Source organism: Desulfurivibrio dismutans (genome assembly GCF_029210385.1).
Classification (GTDB): domain Bacteria; phylum Desulfobacterota; class Desulfobulbia; order Desulfobulbales; family Desulfurivibrionaceae; genus Desulfurivibrio; species Desulfurivibrio dismutans.
In genome coordinates, this window is the sequence record NZ_JARGDQ010000008.1 from 111631 (window position 1) to 127387 (window position 15757).

Sequence of the window (15757 nt, forward strand, 5' to 3'; positions counted from 1 at the left end):
ACTTTACTCCTCACAAATTGTCGGCGCCGCGAAAAAACGCGCCGCCGACTGGACGTGCTGCTGGTTGGTTACGTTTACCGCAGATTAAACAGGCGGCGGGCATTGGCCGTGGTCTGTCGGGCCACCGCCGCCGGTGCACAACCTTTGAGTTCGGCGACCTTGGCGGCGATATGGGCTAGATAGGCCGGCTCGTTGCGCTTGCCCCGCAGGGGCACCGGGGCCAGAAAAGGGGCGTCGGTTTCCAGCAGCAGGCGCTCTAAAGGCACCATCCGCACCGCCTCCCACAGGGTGGCCGCCGACTTGAAGGTCACCACCCCGGGGATGGAAACATAAAAACCCATAGCCAGAACCTCTTCGGCCAGGGCGGCATCACCGGAGAAGCAGTGCATCACCCCACCGGCCGGCAGCTCGCCGGCTTCACGCAAAATAGCCAAGGTATCGGCATGGGCCTCCCGGTCATGAATGACCAACGGCAGCTCAAGCTGCCGGGCGATTGCCACCTGGTGGGCAAAATGCTCACGCTGCAGGGGAGCCGGAGAATACTCCTTGACATAATCAAGACCGATCTCACCATAGGCCACCACCCGGGGATGCCGGCCCAACTCCTGCAGGGCCTGATAATCATCGGGGCCGATTTCGTTTACATGATGGGGATGCACCCCTACAGTGGCAAAAACGCCGGGCCATTGTTCGGCCAGTTCCACCCCTTTCCGGGAAGAGGCCAGATCGATCCCGACAGTGATCATCTGACGCACTCCGGCCTGTGCCGCCCGCTTGACAACCTGCTCCAGGTCGGCCTGGTAGTCGGGAAAGTCCAGGTGACAGTGGGTATCGATCAACTCTGCCGCCGCCAATTCCTCCGCCACCATACTTTTTGTTTTTGTTGCTGTTGCCACTGTTCACTCCTTCCTCTGCCGTCAAGTTGACTCCCAAACATAACAATCCGGCCCCTTCTACCAAATTAACCTCGCCACTGCAATGTTTCGCACCGTTATCCCTGCCGTTTACGCAGGCTCCCGTAAAAGTCGTACCTGGACGGGGACCGCGAAGCCCGCTGCCAAAACCATTGACCTTAACGGAACCCTTCCACCTACGGCCTTTTCATTGACAGCGGCAAGAGCGCAGACTATCATTTACTGAGTTATCGTCGAGGTACCGTCCGGATTCTGACCATCGCTCGGGCCGGTGCCGGCTCATTCAATTTCAACTGCCGCCCGACAAGCCATGCAGAATCCAGTTCTCGAAGCCATCTACCGTCGCCGCAGCGTTCGCGAATTCACTCCGGAACAAGTTTCCACTGAAGTGTTGCAGGAAATCATCCGAGCCGGCATCTGGGCCCCTTCGGGACTGAATAATCAGCCTTGGCGTTTTGTGCTGGTTGGCGACGAGCAAACCCGCGAACAACTGGCGGCACTAACCAAGTACCAGAAAATCGTGCTGGCCGCCCCGGCCCTGATCGCCGTTTTTCTCGACCAAAATGCCATGTACGACCAGGTCAAGGACCACCAGGCCGCTGGCGCGTGCATCCAAAACATGCTGCTGGCCGCCGAAGCCTTGGGACTGGGGGCGGTCTGGCTGGGGCAGATTCTGCACCACAAGGATCAGGTTCGACAGGTGCTGAAACTTGACGATCATCTCGACCTGATGGCGGTTATCGCCCTGGGCCGGCCGGTGATCAAGGAACGCCATTCCCAGCGTAAACCCCTTGAGGATTTTATTCTCAAATCAATTTAATTCGCTCAACACCAGGAGGATCCCCAATGTTTATGCAGGCCAACCGCTTACCCAAGAGCTATCTTGCCGTACTGGTTTTTTTCTTCCTGCTGCTGCCTTTGCTGGCCGGCTGCACCCATCATGAAAATACCGGCCCCGAGGCCCGGGAAAACACCCAAACCACCGAGGAAAGACGGCCGGAGCCCTACACCCCCTCCGGCTTTCACGACCTGCTGATTCCCGCCGAACTCACTTGGTTGCGCGAAAAAAGCATGGTGGTCAACACCGATTCCTACGCTGGCGGAGTACTCCACTTCAGCGGTCGGGTGGACGTCAACTCGCTGACCGACTTTTTCACCACCACCATGCGGCGTAACAACTGGCAACTGGTGGGCTCGGTTAAATACCAGGATGTGATGATGGCCTTTACCAAGCCGCACAAAACCTGTACCATTATCATCAGCGACCGGGGCCTGGGCCGGGCCAACGAGGTTCAGGTCTATATCACCGACGATCTGAGCAAAAGCCGGCAGCGGGATTCCGTTGCCCCGTCGCCCGTCGCCCCAGCTACCCCGGCGGCGCCCTTTTCTTTCTAAACCACCAGACGCCGTCACAGCAGGGTAGTTTTGACAACCTCACCAAAAGCCACCCAGCGTGTTGCTCGGCAACGCAAAAACAGCTTGCTGCAGTGCGCGCCCAGTCGGCGGCACGGCAAGAGCGACGCTGACAATTTTTACTTTTCCATACGGAGGCAGCTTGTCTTTTCTGCTCAACGATAAACGCATCCTCCTTGGGATCAGCGGCGGTATTGCGGCCTACAAGGCGGCGGACTGGGTCCGGCAACTGCGGCGGGAAGGGGCCGAAGTAACGGTGATGATGACCGACGCCGCCCAAAGCTTCGTCACTCCACTGACCTTTGCCGCCCTGTCCGGCAAACGGGTGCATACCACCATGCTGGCGGCGGAAGACGGCGAATACCTGCCCCACATCAATCTGGGCCGGGATCACGACCTTGTTTTGCTGGCGCCGGCAACCGCCAACACCATCGCCCGGCTGGCCCGAGGCCAGGCCGATGAACTGGTCAGCACCGTGGTGCTGGCCGCCCGGGCTAAAATTCTGCTGTGCCCGGCAATGAACAGCGAAATGTACCGGCATCCCGCCACCCAGTACAACCTGGGCCGGCTGAAGGAATACGGTTACACCATCATTGAACCGGACTGCGGCGAACTGGCCTGCGGCGACCAGGGTCCCGGCCGGCTGGCCGAATGGGAAACGGTGCGCCAGGCCGTTATCGCCGCCCTGACCCCCCAGGATCTGCTAGGGCGCAATATTCTGGTCACCGCCGGCCCCACCTGGGAGCCCCTGGACCCGGTGCGCCTGCTCACCAACCGCTCCAGCGGCAAAATGGGCTACGCCCTGGCCGCTGCCGCCCGGCGGCGCGGGGCCAGCGTGACCCTGGTCAGCGGCCCGGGCTCCATCACCCCCCCGGCCGGGGTGGAGCTGATCCCGGTGGTCACCGCCACCGAAATGCACCAGGCGGTCTGCCAGCGGGTCGATAATACGGATATCATGATCATGGCGGCGGCGGTTTCCGATTATCGGCCAGCGCATTATGAACCCCACAAAATCAAAAAAGGCGCCACCGATGCCGCGCTGCCGCTGGTCTCCAACCCGGACATTTTAAGGGAGTTGGGCGAGCGCAAAAAAAGCGCGGCCTGCTTCCCGCTGCTGGTGGGTTTTGCAGCCGAAAGCGAAAATCACCGGGACGAGGGACAGCGCAAGCTGACCAGCAAAAACCTCGACCTGATCGCCATCAATGACATCAGCGCCGAAGACGCCGGTTTTGCCGTTGATAACAACCGGGTTACCCTGCTGGACCGTAACGGCGCCGTCGAGGAACTGCCGTTATTGAGCAAAGAAGAAGTGGCCCACCGGATCCTCAACACCATCCTCCGGCTCATCTGAAACAAGGAGAAAGAAATGGCCAGCATCAAGATCAAAGGCATGACCTGCGCCCATTGTGTGGCCTCGGTCACCAAGGCCCTGAGCAGCATCAACGGAATCGAGGACGTGCATGTCAGCCTGAGCGGCAACCAGGCCGACTTCACCTTAACCAAAGAGGTGCCACTGGAGACCATCAAGGCCGCCATCGAAAAAATCGGCTTCGAGGTGGAGGGGTAAACGGCACCCACCGTTATTCTGTGATCACCCTGGCCAGAATGCGCTGATTGCAGTGGTTGTCCTTCCCTGCCACCAAACTGGTGATGCTACAGGCATCGAGAGTTTCAGCCACCGACATGGTACCTTCGGCGGAATTGCGCCGGGCGGTGAAGGGAAAGCTATCCGGCCCGCGCTGGCACTTGCTGTTGATGTTGATCCGGCAAACCTGGTTGAGCAACAACCGGGCCATGGTACTGATCTTCTCCTCTTCCCGGCCGAAAATACTGACCTGCTGCCCGAACTCCGACTCCGCCACATAACGCCGGGCTTCTTCCAGCGCGTCAAAACTCACCACCGGGATCAGCGGCCCGAACTGCTCTTCATGAAAAAGACGCATATCCGGCCCCACCGGGTAGAGCACCGCCGGCGTCATCAGGGTTTGCCGGGTCTCGCCGCCGCCTGGGTTGATAATCCTGGCCCCCTTGGCCAGGGCATCGGCCAGTAGTTCGCCAAGGTAGGCCACCCGGGCCGGTTCCGGCAGAGGAGTAATCCTGACCCCCGACAACCAGGGCATCCCCATGGGCTGCCGTTGCACCTCCCGACTTAGCTTCTCCAGAAACGGCGCCGCAACCGACCTGTGCACCAGGAGGATTTTCAGGGCCGTACAGCGCTGGCCGTTGAAGGCCAAGGCACCAAGCACACATTCCGCCGCCGCCTGTTCCAGATCAGCGTCGTCGAGGATAATGGCGGCGTTTTTGGCCTCCAGCCCCAGCAGGCAGCGCAACCGGCCTGGGTCCGGATGCCAGCTGCGCAGCAGCTCCGCCCCCCGGCGGGAGCCGATAAAGGCCAGTAGATCAATCCGCCCCGATCTCAGCACCGGCGCCAGTACCGTCTCGCCTTCGCCATACAGGGTATTGACCACCCCGGGCGGAAAGCAGTCCCGCAGCAACGGCAACATGACCCGGTGCAGCAGTACCCCCAGGCGCGGCGGTTTGAAAATCGCCGTATTGCCCATGAGCAACGCCGGAATCAAGGTGGTGTACGTCTCGTAGAAGGGATTATTGTAAGGTCCCAGGCAAAGCGCCACCCCGAGGGGCGCCCGCAACCGGCGGGCGACCACTCCCTGCTCCCGCAACAAATCCCCCTCCCGCTGACTGCGCCGGCGCAACTCGGCAACGGTCTCAGCCAGGTACTCCATGGTCCGGGTAAACTCCATGGCGGACTCCTCCCGGCTTTTACCGATTTCCCACATCAGCAGCCGCACCACTTCTTCCCGGCATTGCTCCATCGCGGCCAGCAGTTTTTCCACCCGCTCAAGGCGCCGGACCGCCGGCATGGCAGGCCATTCACCCCTGCCCCGGTTATAGGCGGCACCAGCCGCCGCCAGCACCTCTTCCGCCTCCCGACTCCCCAGCAGCGGGTAGCTTCCCAACCGCGGCGGAGCCAGCGAACCGTCGGCGGCAGCCAGATACACCGAGGAAAAAACGTCCTGCACCGGACCGTCCCAGGTGCGCAACTCACCATTGCACAGATAATGGTGCTGCTCAACACCGGGGCCGGGACGGTACGGATTGGGGATCGCGGCCGAAGAGGCAAAAAATCCGGCCAAAGCGTTTGCATTCATGCTGAAAATCCTCACAATAGCTCAAGCGGCCCGAACAGGTGGGGCCCGGCCACCGGCAACCGGCAGCCCAAAAAATGTTTCATGATACTGCGGCCGGAGCGGTTTGACAACGCGATTTCCACGGACCTTCTTGACTTTGAGGCCACCCTGACGTAAGTTATGGTAACTAATCCGGCTTATCAACGAGGGAAAGTCATGTTTCAACTGCTGGAGTGTTCTCCCCTGCCGCAGTTTGCCGTGGGGCTGGACAATAAAATCACCTACTGGAACAAGGCCTGTGAAGCTCTTACCGGCTTCAAGGCGGCCGAAATGATCGGCACTGACCGGCACTGGGAGCCCTTCTATTCTCACAAACGGCCCATTGTTGCCGACCTGGTGCTCAACAACGACCTCAACAGCTTTTTCCAACTCTATCAAGACAAAAACCCCGGCCAGTCGCGGATCATTCCCAACGCCTGGGAGGCCTTCGACTGGTTCCGGATGTGCGGCCAGCCTCTGCACCTGCACTTCATGGCCGCCCCGGTCTTCAACGAACAGGGCAAGCTGGTGGGGGCGGTGGAAACTCTGCATGATCTTTCCGGGCGGATGCTGGCCATGCTGGCCCCCTCGGAAAACACCCCCCCGGGCCTTGCCGGCCAGACCGGGCGCACCAGCTTCCTGCGCCACAATATCCGCTTCGGCCTGCTGGTGGGCAACAGCCCGGCCATGCAGCGGGTTTATGATCTCCTGGCCAAGGCGGCTGGTTCCAATGCCAACGTGATCATTTACGGGGAATCGGGCACCGGCAAAGAGGTAGTGGCCCGCACCATTCATGACTTAAGCCACCTCGCCAAAAGAAATTTCGTGGCGGTCAACTGTGGCGCCATCCCCGAGACTTTAGCGGAAAGTGAATTTTTCGGCTACCGCAAAGGGGCCTTCACCGGCGCCAACACCGACCGCGAAGGCTACCTGGACCAGGCCGACGGCGGCACCCTGTTCCTGGACGAAATCGGGGAAATCAGCCTGGCCATGCAGGTCAAACTGCTGCGAGTGCTGGAAGGCAGTGGTTTCTGTCCGGTGGGCAGCCGGGAAACCCGCAAGCCCGATGTGCGAATTGTCGGGGCTACCAGTCGCGACATGGAACAGCTGGTCCGGGACGGCAGAATTCGCCGGGACTTCTTTTACCGCATTCACGTGATTCCGGTACAACTCCCCCCTCTGCGGGACCGCAAAGAGGACCTGCGTGCCCTGACCGACCATTTTATCAGCAAATTCAACCAGGATAACCGGGAAATCACCATTTCCGAAGAAATTTACCAGCGGCTGGAACAATATCCCTGGCCCGGTAATGTCCGGGAACTGCAGAATGTGATCCAACGCTACCTGACCCTGGGAGAACTGGTTTTCACCCCCGCCGGCCCGGGCGCCCCAGGAGCCCCGGTGGTTGCTGAGCATCCTGGAACAGATAAGACATTGGCCACGCCGGCCCTCAATACTCCGGGAGTTATCGCGTCTTTGCCTTCTGCCCCTGAAGTCGCCTGCGTCCACACCGACTCCGCCGCCCTGCTTCGCAGCCATGGCGGCCTGGAGGGAATGATCTCCACCATCGAGCGGGAACTGATCCGACAGGCCCTGGAAAGCAACCAGTGGCACCGGGAAAATACCGCGATGATGCTGGATATTTCACGCAAAACCCTGTTCCGCAAAATGCGTCATTTCAATCTTTAGCGCCACTATCCCTGTCGCGCCCCAAAATGGGTCGAGTCTGACCCATTTTCGTTTTACCCCCAATAATCAACAAAATACAGAACATTAACAGGAAACCGATGTGACACTTATGTCTCACCGTGATTTTCCTGCTCCGGCCCTCAACCACTCAACAGAAGAATATTTTCAATGATATTATATTGTTACACAAAAAGAAAGATTATTGGCACACAGCTTGCTAATACTAAATGACAAAACCAAGCCCCCTCCGTCAGCAGGTCTTCGAGCCGGAACCAACCTGCTGATACCCCTGTAATGCCCCAGGTGTTCCCCAACACTTGGGGCATTACTTTTTTTGTAAGCGATCACGGGGCACCGTGATTACTCACACTTTGTCACCAGCCAACCAGCCACCAGCCACCAGTTGGTACCAAAACCCGTTGCATTGCCGCCCCCTCTTGGCTATTCTCAGCGATACTAAAAATCCTTCCCGAGGTTATCAGCTATGGAAAGTTTTGAACAGTTGCTGGAAAAATCCACCACCGTACATGGCCACATCTGCGCCGGTCAAGTTATCGGCGTGCGCCTGGCGATGATCGGCCTGCGGGAAATTGCTATCGAAGACCCCAGGGAGAGTCAGCGCAAGGATTTTTACGTGGTGGTGGAAATCGACCGCTGCGCCACCGATGCCATCCAAAGCGTCACCGGTTGCACACTGGGCAAACGTTCCTTGAAATGGCTCGACTACGGCATCATGGCCGCCACCTTCGTCAACCTCAAAACCGGAAAAGCGGCCCGCATCACCGCCCGCGAGGAAGCACGGGAACTGGCCCGGAAATACTGCCCGGAAATTGAGGACAAATATCAGCAGCAACTGCAGGCCTACCGGGTCATGCCAGAAGAGGAGCTGTTTAAAATCCAGCCGGTGCAGGTGGAAGTACCCCAGGAAGACCTGCCGGGCAAACCCCTGCGCCGGGTGCAATGCCAGAGCTGTAATGACTGGGTCCAGGACTGCCGGGAAGTTGAGCAAAACGGCAAGACTCTCTGCCGCCCCTGCGCCACCGGCCGCTACTACCAGTTAGTCGAGTCAGCCTGACAGCCTTGCAGACAACCGCCTGAGATATTGGCCGACGAGTCAAAAAACAATAATTAAATTCCCAATCCGCGGCGCAGCCATAACGACGCCGACAAGTTTCATTGCCTCAGACTTTCCCCGGTCCTGTTGGCAAGATAACAAGGAGAACCTCCATGGCAAAAACTGTCCCGGTGGCAGAGGCGGTCGGCATGGTCCTGCCCCACGACATAACCGAGATCCGCAAAGGAGAGTTCAAGGGCCGGGCCTTTCGCAAGGGGCACATCGTCCGGCCCGAAGACGTCGAACACCTCAAGCGGCTGGGCAAAGAACATATCTATATCCTGGAACTGGGGCCTGCTGATATTCATGAAGATGAAGCGGCCCGGCTGCTGGCAGCCGCTCTTGCCGGGGCGGGAATCGAGGTCGGCGGTGAACCGGTGGAGGGCAAAATCAATCTCTGCGCGGCCCACGACGGCCTGCTGCAGGTGGATCAGGAAGCCTTATATCGCTTCAACCTGCTGGGGGAGGTGATGTGCGCCACCCGGCACGGCAAAACCCCGGTGAAAAAAGGACAGCAGGTGGCCGCCACCCGCCTGATTCCTTTGGTGGGCAACCGCCAGATAGTCGAAGAAGCGGTGGCCCTGGCCGGCAATCAAGGCCGGGGAACAGTGCGGGTCGAGGCTTTGCGAACCGCCCGCGCCGGCCTGGTGATCACCGGCAACGAGGTTTTCCACGGCCGCATCAAGGATGCCTTTGAACCCATTCTGCGGGAAAAACTGGCGACCCTGGACTCGGCGGTGATCATGGTCCGCAAGGCCCCGGATGATACCGCCAAGATCGCCACCGCCATCGATGAATGTCTGGCGGCGGGGGCCGATCTCATTGTTACCAGCGGCGGGATGTCGGTGGACCCCGATGATGTCACCCGGGAGGGAATTGCCCGGGCCGGCGCCCAAGAGATCACCTACGGCACCCCGGTGCTGCCCGGAGCCATGTTTCTGGTGGGCTACCTGCCTTACCAGGGGCAGGAGATCCCGGTGCTGGGGCTGCCCGCCTGCGGCATGTTCCATCGCACCACGGTGTTCGACCTGATCCTGCCCCGGATTTTAGCCGGCGAGAAAATCGACCGTCAAACCCTGGCCCGCATGGGCCACGGCGGCCTCTGCCTGAACTGCAAGCACTGCCAATACCCGGTTTGCCCCTTCGGCAAGTAGCCAAAGGGGCAACGCACCGCGGGCTGACACGCAGATTTAATCCCGCCCCTTGACCAGGGCGGTGAGTACGCCCACCATCTCTTTCATCTGTTCGGCCTGACCGTTCAACTCCTCGGCGGCACTGGCGGCCTCTTCGGCGGCGGCGGCGTTCTGCTGAGTCACCGAATCCATCTCCGAGACGCCGTTGTTGATCTGCTCCACCCCGGATGACTGCTCCCGGGAAGCGGCGGCGATCTCGCCCATCAGCGAGGATATCTTGACGATACTTTCCGAAACCTGGTTAAAAGAGGTATCGGTGGCACCCACCAACTGGCTTCCGGCCTGGATCTTGCCCACCGTACCTTCGATCAGGCTGGCGGTGTTGCGGGCGGCCTCGGAAGCCCGCATGGCCAGATTCCTAACCTCATCGGCCACCACCGCGAAACCAGCGCCGGCCTCACCAGCCCGGGCCGCCTCCACCGCCGCGTTCAGGGCCAGCAGATTGGTCTGGAAGGCAATTTCATCGATGGTTTTAATGATCTTAGAAGTCTCTTCGCTGGCTCGCGAGATTTCGGCCATGGAATCGGTCAGCTGGTGCATGGACTGATTGGCGCTTTCCACCACCTGGCGGGCCTCACTGACCAGGATATCGGCCTGGCCGACATTGTCGGCATTCTGCTTGGTCATGGAGGAGATCTCTTCCAGGGAGGCCGAGGTTTCCTCAATGGCGGCGGCCTGGTTGTTGGCCCCGTCGGCCAGTGAGTGACTGGCCGACGAAACCTCTTCCGAGGCCGCCGACACCTGGCTGGCGCCGTTTTGTAACTGATCGGAAACGTCTTCCAGGGTACCGATCAACAGCAAGGAAAAAAAGCGGGCCAGGAAAAGCAACAGCAGCAGCAGCACCGTCGCCGCCACCACCCCGCCAATCAGGGTGTTGCGGGCCTGGGCGATGCGTTCGCCGGCCATTTCCTCAATTCCCTCGGCCAGCCTGGTTTCAACTTCTTTCATCAGGTCGATTTTGGCGGTTATGGTGTCAAACCAGCGAGTGGCATCAATACCAAACCCCCCGGCCTGCCAGCGATCAAGAGCCGTTTTTTCCATTGCCGCCACCTGCTCCACCGCCGTTGCCCGCATTTTTTCACGATAAAAGCGCCGGCTTTGCTCATCGGCAAAAGCTTGGAAATTGTTCAAAAAAACCTGGCGGGCGGAAAGCAATTCGGCATAGCGCTGAAACATTCCCTCGGCAAACCGATCCTGGGCAAAGACGTTGCTCAACACCGCCCGGGTGATCCCCATCCGCTCCTTGGCCTCAACAAAGTTGTAATAAGCGGTCAGGACCCGCATGATCTCCTGATCCGGACTGGCGCCGGCGATCAGCGGAATGGCGCCGAGAAAACCTTCGATGGCGGCGGAATAAAAAGCGATGGCTTCCGGCCCGGGGATCGCCAAAGAGTCGGCCCGGCGGCGTATTTCATCCAGCCGCTCCAGGTTGGCCATGCCCTGGCGTAAGCGGTTATTGATTTCCTGGTCATTTCGCACAATGGCAGAATCGGCCATAAATTGGCGCAAAGCCTGGATATCCCGGTCGGTGGCCGCCCGCTGCCCGGACAAACGGGTGCCGAACTGCCGCCCCTGGCTGCCGATAAAGCCGGCGGTCATGCCGCGTTCCAACTGGGCCTGGTGGGCAATTTCGGTGGCCATGGTCGCCACCACCGCCAACTCCTGCAGTTCCTTGGCCTGATTATACAACCGATAGCGCTCCAGGCCGTTGTACAGCAGAACCCCCACTAAAAAAGTCACCGGCACAAACACCAGCAACTGCATCATGGTGATAATTCTGAGCTTCTTGAAAAAATTCATGACTCGTCTCCAGTTGTGAAGATATCGTGACAACCGGCCAAATTTGTTGAGCGGCAACGGAAAAAACAATGAGCTTACAGCACGTACCCGACCGGCGGCCCAGTTCTGACCTGGCCGGCCGTTATATTATTCAGGGTCGCAGCATAAACTGACACCATGTATCGGACGGAACTTTACCACAGGAGCCCGATGAATCGCCCGCCAACAACGAATTGAGCATCATACCGGAAAACAGTTATAGCATTTACAAAACGAAAGTAAAGAGCTTAATTGATAATTTTTATCTTTTAATTGGACCCGGAATCATAAAGTGTTGATTCCCGCCACCGGGCTTTTTTGTTATACAGAAGCAAGTCATTTTGGCCGACCAGCCCTGTGCCGGCGGCGGCCGCCGACCAATTCGTTCCCAGGAAGGAAAATCAGGATGCCACACCACTTACAATCGACCCTCGCCAACCTTGACCATTGCCAAAAACACGAAGAAGATTTCAGCCGCTGCGAGGTGTTCATCAACGTCAGCAACCGCTTTCTGGGGCTGCTGGCCTGGGAGGCCAGTCGCGACAGCGACAACGATACCAGCCGGGAATACCCTTTTGTGGCCATGGACAGCCGTCAGGTTTTCCGCCAGCTGGCTCTAGCCCGTCGGCAACTGGACCTGGAGCAGGAGGAGCCGGCCAGCCCTGCTCCTTCATTTCTGGATGTCGGCTGCGGTATCGGCAATGTGATGCTGCTGGCCGAGCAGATGGGATTCGAGGTTTATGGACTGGAGAAGGATCGCAAACCGTGTGCCGTGGCCAGGAAATTGTTTGGCCCGGAACGAGTAAGCGACAGCGACATCTGGGAATACCGGGAGTATCACCGCTTTCAGGTGATTTACTATTTCCGCCCTTTTGCCGATCGGCAACTGCAGCAGCGGTTTGAGAAGATGATCGAAGACAAACTGCAGCCCGGCGGGATCCTGATTGCCAACCACAAAAACAGTGATATTATCGACACCGATTCCCGCTTTTCCCGCCTGCACCCGGAATTGCCGGCATGGTGCAAGAGATAACCTTATCAGCAGCACCGCAGGTTGCCCCTGGTGGACGACTAGCTCAAGACCGCTCTTTCCTGATACGGACAAAATTGTTGCGTAACGCCCGCACTCCGGTAATCGGATTGGCAGTGGCGCGGCTCATCAGTGAGCCGTCGGCCACTCCCTGATGAAAGGCCCGGCTCAGCAGATGGGAACGGTGGCCGAAGCCATGCACCAGGTAAACGCAGTCCGGCCGGATGTCGCGACTCACGTAAAGTCGCACGGTACGCAGGGCGGTCAGGCCATCCTGGTTTTCCAGCAGCACCCGGTCACCGCTACCCATCCCCAGGCCGGCGGCCACCTCTTCGTTGAGCCACAGTTCGTTTTCCCCCTGCTCGCTCATCAGGCGGCGGTTGTTCTGGGTGCTGCTTAAGGTATGCAGCTGGGAACGGCCGTAAAGCAACCGAAAATAACCGGCCGGGGGCTCCGGCGGTGGCCGGAACTGCGGCAACGGCGCCTGGGCGGCTTCGGCCAGATCACGGGAAACCAGTTCAATTTTGCCGCTCAGGGTGGGAAACCTGAACTCAGCCAACTGCGGCTCCGCTGCCGCGGGCAGGGAGACAAAGGCCCGCCCGCGGCGCAGATCATCAAGACGCAACCGCCAAGTCGTCAGGTCATGCTCCAGGCGGGAACTCACCTCCGGGTACCGCAAACCCCGGCCACGCCCCAGGCGAATGCTGAGCTGGCGGACGATCCAATAAGGATCACGAGCTTCAAAGGCCGGCGGTAAAACGGGAAAGCGGGCGGTCAGCAATGGCGGCTCGACCTCACGGCGCAGCTCCACCCGGTCGCTGCGCTCCAGAAAGGTGGCCTCGGGCAGAATGATGTCGGCCATCAGGCAGGGCTCACTGGGCACCACATCACAAGCAAAAATGAATTCCGCCCGCCGCCAGGCCAGAGAGGTGCGGTAGGGATTGGGGTAACCGTGAAAAGGGTTTTGCCCCCAGCAGCCAAGCACCTTGATCCGGTCGGCCTCCAGATCTTTAAAAATCTCTTCGGCCCGTTCACGGCTGTCCGGTTGCAATGCCCTGGCCAGCCGCTGGCGGCTCCGGGCATAAGGTGTGGCTTCAGCCCCAGGTTCGTTAACTCCGGGCAACGGCATTCCTCCCGGCCGGCCCGGCGCCCCCAGCAGGGCGGCAAGAATGGCCTGGGCCCGCAAACGGTCGACATCATCGCCATACCAGTTGCTGTGCCGGCCCGGGTGAATGATCACCGCCGGCGCACTGGCGGCCAGCCGCCGGGCGCTCTGCTCAATGGCCTTGGGGCTTAAGCCGGTCAGCTCGGCAACCCGCTCAAGGGGATAAGCTGCGGCATGTTCCCGCAACTCATCCAGGCCTAAGGCATGGGCCGCGATATAGTCCCGATCGAAAAGATCACGCTGCAGCAGGTAGTTGATCCAACCCAGCAGCAGCGCGGTATCACTGCCCGGTTTGAGCATCAGATGCTCATCGGACTGGGCGGCAATGACACTGCGTCGGGGGTCGGCCACGATCAAGTGGGCGCCCTGTTCCTGGGAATCCATGAAGCGGCGGAATTCCGGCAACATCAGGTTCTCCCCGAAATGGGATCCCAGCAGCACCAGACAACGGGTGCGCTCATAGTCCACCCGGGCCGGCGCCCCCGGGTCAAAGCCGAAGGTGGCCAGGTAGGCGGCCTCCCGGTTGCAACGGCAGTGTTCGTAGTGCGAATCGTTGACCCGGGAGGCACCCAACTCGGTAAAGAGTTCTTTGATATAGGCCGCCGAGGGGCCGGCGGCAAAGAGGGCCAGAGCATCCGGGCCATGGCGGCGCAGGGTCTGTTCCAGGCGCAGAGAGATGACGTCAATGGCCTCGGCCCAGCTGATTCGCTGCCACTGCCCGCTACCCCGGGGCCCCACCCTTTTCATGGGATATTTCAGCCGGTCGGGGTCATAAAGCAAATCCGGGGCCGCCATGCCCCGGGCACAGATCAGGGAGCCATTGAGGTGGTTGTCACCGGTACCGGCCAGGGAGATCACCCGGCCATCCCGGACGGTGGCGGTCACCAGACAACGGGCCGGGCACATCCCGCAAACCGTAGGCACCAGCCGCTCCTCGGACAACGATGCTTCCCCGCCGGGCAGGGTTATCGCCCCGGCCTGCAAAGATTGCAACGGCAGAGCGGCGGCCGCCACCCCGGCGGCTTTAAGCAGTGCGCGACGGCTGAGACCGGATTTGCCGGACATTATCTCCTCCCTATAAAGTCAAACAAGGACTACCCTTCCACCATGAAACGTTCCCGCAGGCGTTCGCAAACGTGATCCGGCACCAGGCCGCCGACATCGCCGCCGTGACGGGCCGCGTCCTTGATAATGCTGGAGCTGATGTAGATCCAGCGGAAGCCGGTCATCAAAAAAACCGTTTCCACTTCCCGCTCAATGCGGCGGTTCATCAGGGCCAGCTGAAATTCATAATCGAAATCGGACACCGCCCGCAAGCCCCGGACGATGGCCCGCGCCCCGCGGCGATAGGCGTAATCCACCAGCAGGCCGGACACCTCATCCACCTCGATACGATCATCACCATCGGCAAAGGAATCCCGGATCATCCGCTTGCGTTCTTCCAGGCTGAACAGCGGCTGCTTGGTGGGATTAATGGCGATGGCCACGACGATCTTGTCAAAAAGGCTCAGCGCCCGCTTGATAATATCGATATGGCCCATGGTGATCGGATCGAATGTGCCGGGATAAACGGCAATCCGCTGACTGGTCTCTTCCCGCACCAGGGGTTCATAATCACTCATCGAGCACCTTTTCCCGATAGTTGAAAAAGTGAAAGCGGGCTTCACCGTAGCGTCGAGAATCCCGCTGGCGTTGAAAGGGGCCGGCAATATGCGGCAGGGTTTCCTGCTGACCGGTTTCCAGCACCAGTACCGCGCCGGGGGCAAAAAACGAAGTCGGCATGGCGGCCATCTTTGCCAGAGTGGCGCCGGCCAACCCTTTGCCGTAGGGCGGATCGGCCAGAATCAGGTTGAAACCGGCGGCGGGCGCCAGGGGGGGCAAAAAAGCAAACCTGGCACCACAATCACGCACCACCACCCGGCTTTGCGCCGCAAATTCGCATATTTCGATATTTTCCCGCAACAGCCGCGCCACCGCCCGACTCCCCTCGACAAACAGCGCTTGCGCCGCCCCTCGGCTCAACGCCTCCAGCCCCAAAGCGCCGGTGCCGGCAAAAAGATCCAGCACCGCCGCGCCAGCCACCTCTTCCTGGAGCAGGTTAAACAGCGCCTCCCGGGCCCGGTCCGACGTGGGTCGCACCCGGCCGCCGGCAAGCCGGTGGCCAGGGGATCGCAAGCGCCGGCCTTTACAGCGGCCGGCAATAATTCGCATCTTCAGCGCCCGGGCCAGCCAT

14 protein-coding genes are annotated in these 15757 nt (G+C 59.9%); 8 read left to right on the forward strand and 6 right to left on the reverse strand.

From position 1 onward, the window contains the following. Positions 1 to 74: 74 nt before the first annotated feature. Positions 75 to 869, reverse strand: a complete 795-nt coding sequence (locus P0N66_RS10320) for a TatD family hydrolase (protein WP_431190041.1) — start codon at positions 867 to 869, stop codon at positions 75 to 77. A 355-nt stretch (positions 870 to 1224) separates the two neighbouring features. Between P0N66_RS10320 and P0N66_RS10325 the strand changes: the two genes are divergently transcribed. The 4 genes from P0N66_RS10325 (at position 1225) to P0N66_RS10340 (ending at position 3894) form a co-directional block, all read left to right on the forward strand. Continuing rightward, a complete protein-coding gene (locus P0N66_RS10325) occupies positions 1225 to 1734 on the forward strand; it encodes a nitroreductase family protein (RefSeq protein ID WP_275805041.1) in 510 nt (169 codons plus the stop codon). Between the two features lie 26 nt (positions 1735 to 1760). Beyond that, positions 1761 to 2309, forward strand: coding sequence for a hypothetical protein (locus tag P0N66_RS10330; protein WP_275805043.1), 549 nt, complete (start codon positions 1761 to 1763; stop codon positions 2307 to 2309). Between the two features lie 160 nt (positions 2310 to 2469). Continuing rightward, positions 2470 to 3678 carry a bifunctional phosphopantothenoylcysteine decarboxylase/phosphopantothenate--cysteine ligase CoaBC gene (gene coaBC, locus P0N66_RS10335; protein ID WP_275805045.1) on the forward strand — a complete coding sequence of 403 codons (1209 nt, stop codon included), beginning with the start codon at positions 2470 to 2472 and terminating at the stop codon, positions 3676 to 3678. A gap of 15 nt (positions 3679 to 3693) precedes the next feature. Next, positions 3694 to 3894, forward strand: a complete 201-nt coding sequence (locus P0N66_RS10340; RefSeq protein WP_275805047.1) for a heavy-metal-associated domain-containing protein — start codon at positions 3694 to 3696, stop codon at positions 3892 to 3894. A gap of 13 nt (positions 3895 to 3907) precedes the next feature. Here the strand turns inward: P0N66_RS10340 and P0N66_RS10345 are convergent, their stop codons facing one another. After that, complete coding sequence (locus P0N66_RS10345) at positions 3908 to 5497, reverse strand: aldehyde dehydrogenase family protein (RefSeq protein ID WP_275805049.1); 1590 nt, start codon at positions 5495 to 5497, stop codon at positions 3908 to 3910. A 195-nt stretch (positions 5498 to 5692) separates the two neighbouring features. Between P0N66_RS10345 and P0N66_RS10350 the strand changes: the two genes are divergently transcribed. The 3 genes from P0N66_RS10350 to P0N66_RS10360 all read left to right on the forward strand — a co-directional run bounded on the left by P0N66_RS10350 (position 5693) and on the right by P0N66_RS10360 (position 9472). After that, entirely contained in the window at positions 5693 to 7204 is a 1512-nt protein-coding gene (locus tag P0N66_RS10350; protein WP_275805051.1) for a sigma-54 interaction domain-containing protein, read from the forward strand. A gap of 484 nt (positions 7205 to 7688) precedes the next feature. Continuing rightward, entirely contained in the window at positions 7689 to 8279 is a 591-nt protein-coding gene (locus tag P0N66_RS10355; protein WP_275805053.1) for an FmdE family protein, read from the forward strand. A gap of 152 nt (positions 8280 to 8431) precedes the next feature. Further along, positions 8432 to 9472, forward strand: coding sequence for a molybdopterin-binding protein (locus P0N66_RS10360; RefSeq protein WP_275805055.1), 1041 nt, complete (start codon positions 8432 to 8434; stop codon positions 9470 to 9472). 36 nt (positions 9473 to 9508) lie between these two features. Here the strand turns inward: P0N66_RS10360 and P0N66_RS10365 are convergent, their stop codons facing one another. Further along, the gene (locus P0N66_RS10365) at positions 9509 to 11311 is read right to left on the reverse strand and encodes a methyl-accepting chemotaxis protein (protein WP_275805057.1); all 1803 of its coding nucleotides are present in this window, start codon (positions 11309 to 11311) and stop codon (positions 9509 to 9511) included. Between the two features lie 424 nt (positions 11312 to 11735). Here P0N66_RS10365 and P0N66_RS10370 point away from each other — a divergent pair, with 424 nt between their 5' ends. Beyond that, positions 11736 to 12362, forward strand: a complete 627-nt coding sequence (locus P0N66_RS10370) for a class I SAM-dependent methyltransferase (protein ID WP_275805060.1) — start codon at positions 11736 to 11738, stop codon at positions 12360 to 12362. Between the two features lie 43 nt (positions 12363 to 12405). On the opposite strand, the gene P0N66_RS10375 is transcribed toward P0N66_RS10370, so the two are convergent. The 3 genes from P0N66_RS10375 to rsmD are packed head-to-tail and all read right to left on the reverse strand — an operon-like array spanning position 12406 to position 15735. Then, positions 12406 to 14589, reverse strand: coding sequence for a molybdopterin-containing oxidoreductase family protein (locus P0N66_RS10375; RefSeq protein ID WP_275805062.1), 2184 nt, complete (start codon positions 14587 to 14589; stop codon positions 12406 to 12408). A gap of 29 nt (positions 14590 to 14618) precedes the next feature. After that, on the reverse strand, positions 14619 to 15146 hold the full coding sequence (gene coaD / locus P0N66_RS10380) for a pantetheine-phosphate adenylyltransferase (RefSeq protein ID WP_275805064.1): 528 nt from the start codon (positions 15144 to 15146) through the stop codon (positions 14619 to 14621). After that, positions 15139 to 15735 carry a 16S rRNA (guanine(966)-N(2))-methyltransferase RsmD gene (gene rsmD / locus P0N66_RS10385; RefSeq protein WP_275805066.1) on the reverse strand — a complete coding sequence of 199 codons (597 nt, stop codon included), beginning with the start codon at positions 15733 to 15735 and terminating at the stop codon, positions 15139 to 15141. Before rsmD ends, coaD begins: the two co-directional genes overlap by 8 nt. Between the last annotated feature and the right edge of the window lie 22 nt (positions 15736 to 15757).

Excerpts from the sequence above, each read along its gene's own strand:
- P0N66_RS10375 (WP_275805062.1), bottom strand. The coding sequence starts at position 14,589 with ATGTCCGGCAAATCCGGTCTCAGCCGTCGCGCACTGCTTAAAGCCGCC.
- P0N66_RS10325 (WP_275805041.1), top strand. The coding sequence starts at position 1,225 with ATGCAGAATCCAGTTCTCGAAGCCATCTACCGTCGCCGCAGCGTTCGC.
- P0N66_RS10350 (WP_275805051.1), top strand. The coding sequence starts at position 5,693 with ATGTTTCAACTGCTGGAGTGTTCTCCCCTGCCGCAGTTTGCCGTGGGG.
- P0N66_RS10360 (WP_275805055.1), top strand. The coding sequence starts at position 8,432 with ATGGCAAAAACTGTCCCGGTGGCAGAGGCGGTCGGCATGGTCCTGCCC.
- rsmD (WP_275805066.1), bottom strand. The coding sequence starts at position 15,735 with ATGCGAATTATTGCCGGCCGCTGTAAAGGCCGGCGCTTGCGATCCCCT.
- coaD (WP_275805064.1), bottom strand. The coding sequence starts at position 15,146 with ATGAGTGATTATGAACCCCTGGTGCGGGAAGAGACCAGTCAGCGGATT.
- P0N66_RS10370 (WP_275805060.1), top strand. The coding sequence starts at position 11,736 with ATGCCACACCACTTACAATCGACCCTCGCCAACCTTGACCATTGCCAA.
- P0N66_RS10355 (WP_275805053.1), top strand. The coding sequence starts at position 7,689 with ATGGAAAGTTTTGAACAGTTGCTGGAAAAATCCACCACCGTACATGGC.
- P0N66_RS10345 (WP_275805049.1), bottom strand. The coding sequence starts at position 5,497 with ATGAATGCAAACGCTTTGGCCGGATTTTTTGCCTCTTCGGCCGCGATC.
- P0N66_RS10365 (WP_275805057.1), bottom strand. The coding sequence starts at position 11,311 with ATGAATTTTTTCAAGAAGCTCAGAATTATCACCATGATGCAGTTGCTG.
- P0N66_RS10340 (WP_275805047.1), top strand. The coding sequence starts at position 3,694 with ATGGCCAGCATCAAGATCAAAGGCATGACCTGCGCCCATTGTGTGGCC.
- P0N66_RS10320 (WP_431190041.1), bottom strand. The coding sequence starts at position 869 with ATGGTGGCGGAGGAATTGGCGGCGGCAGAGTTGATCGATACCCACTGT.
- P0N66_RS10330 (WP_275805043.1), top strand. The coding sequence starts at position 1,761 with ATGTTTATGCAGGCCAACCGCTTACCCAAGAGCTATCTTGCCGTACTG.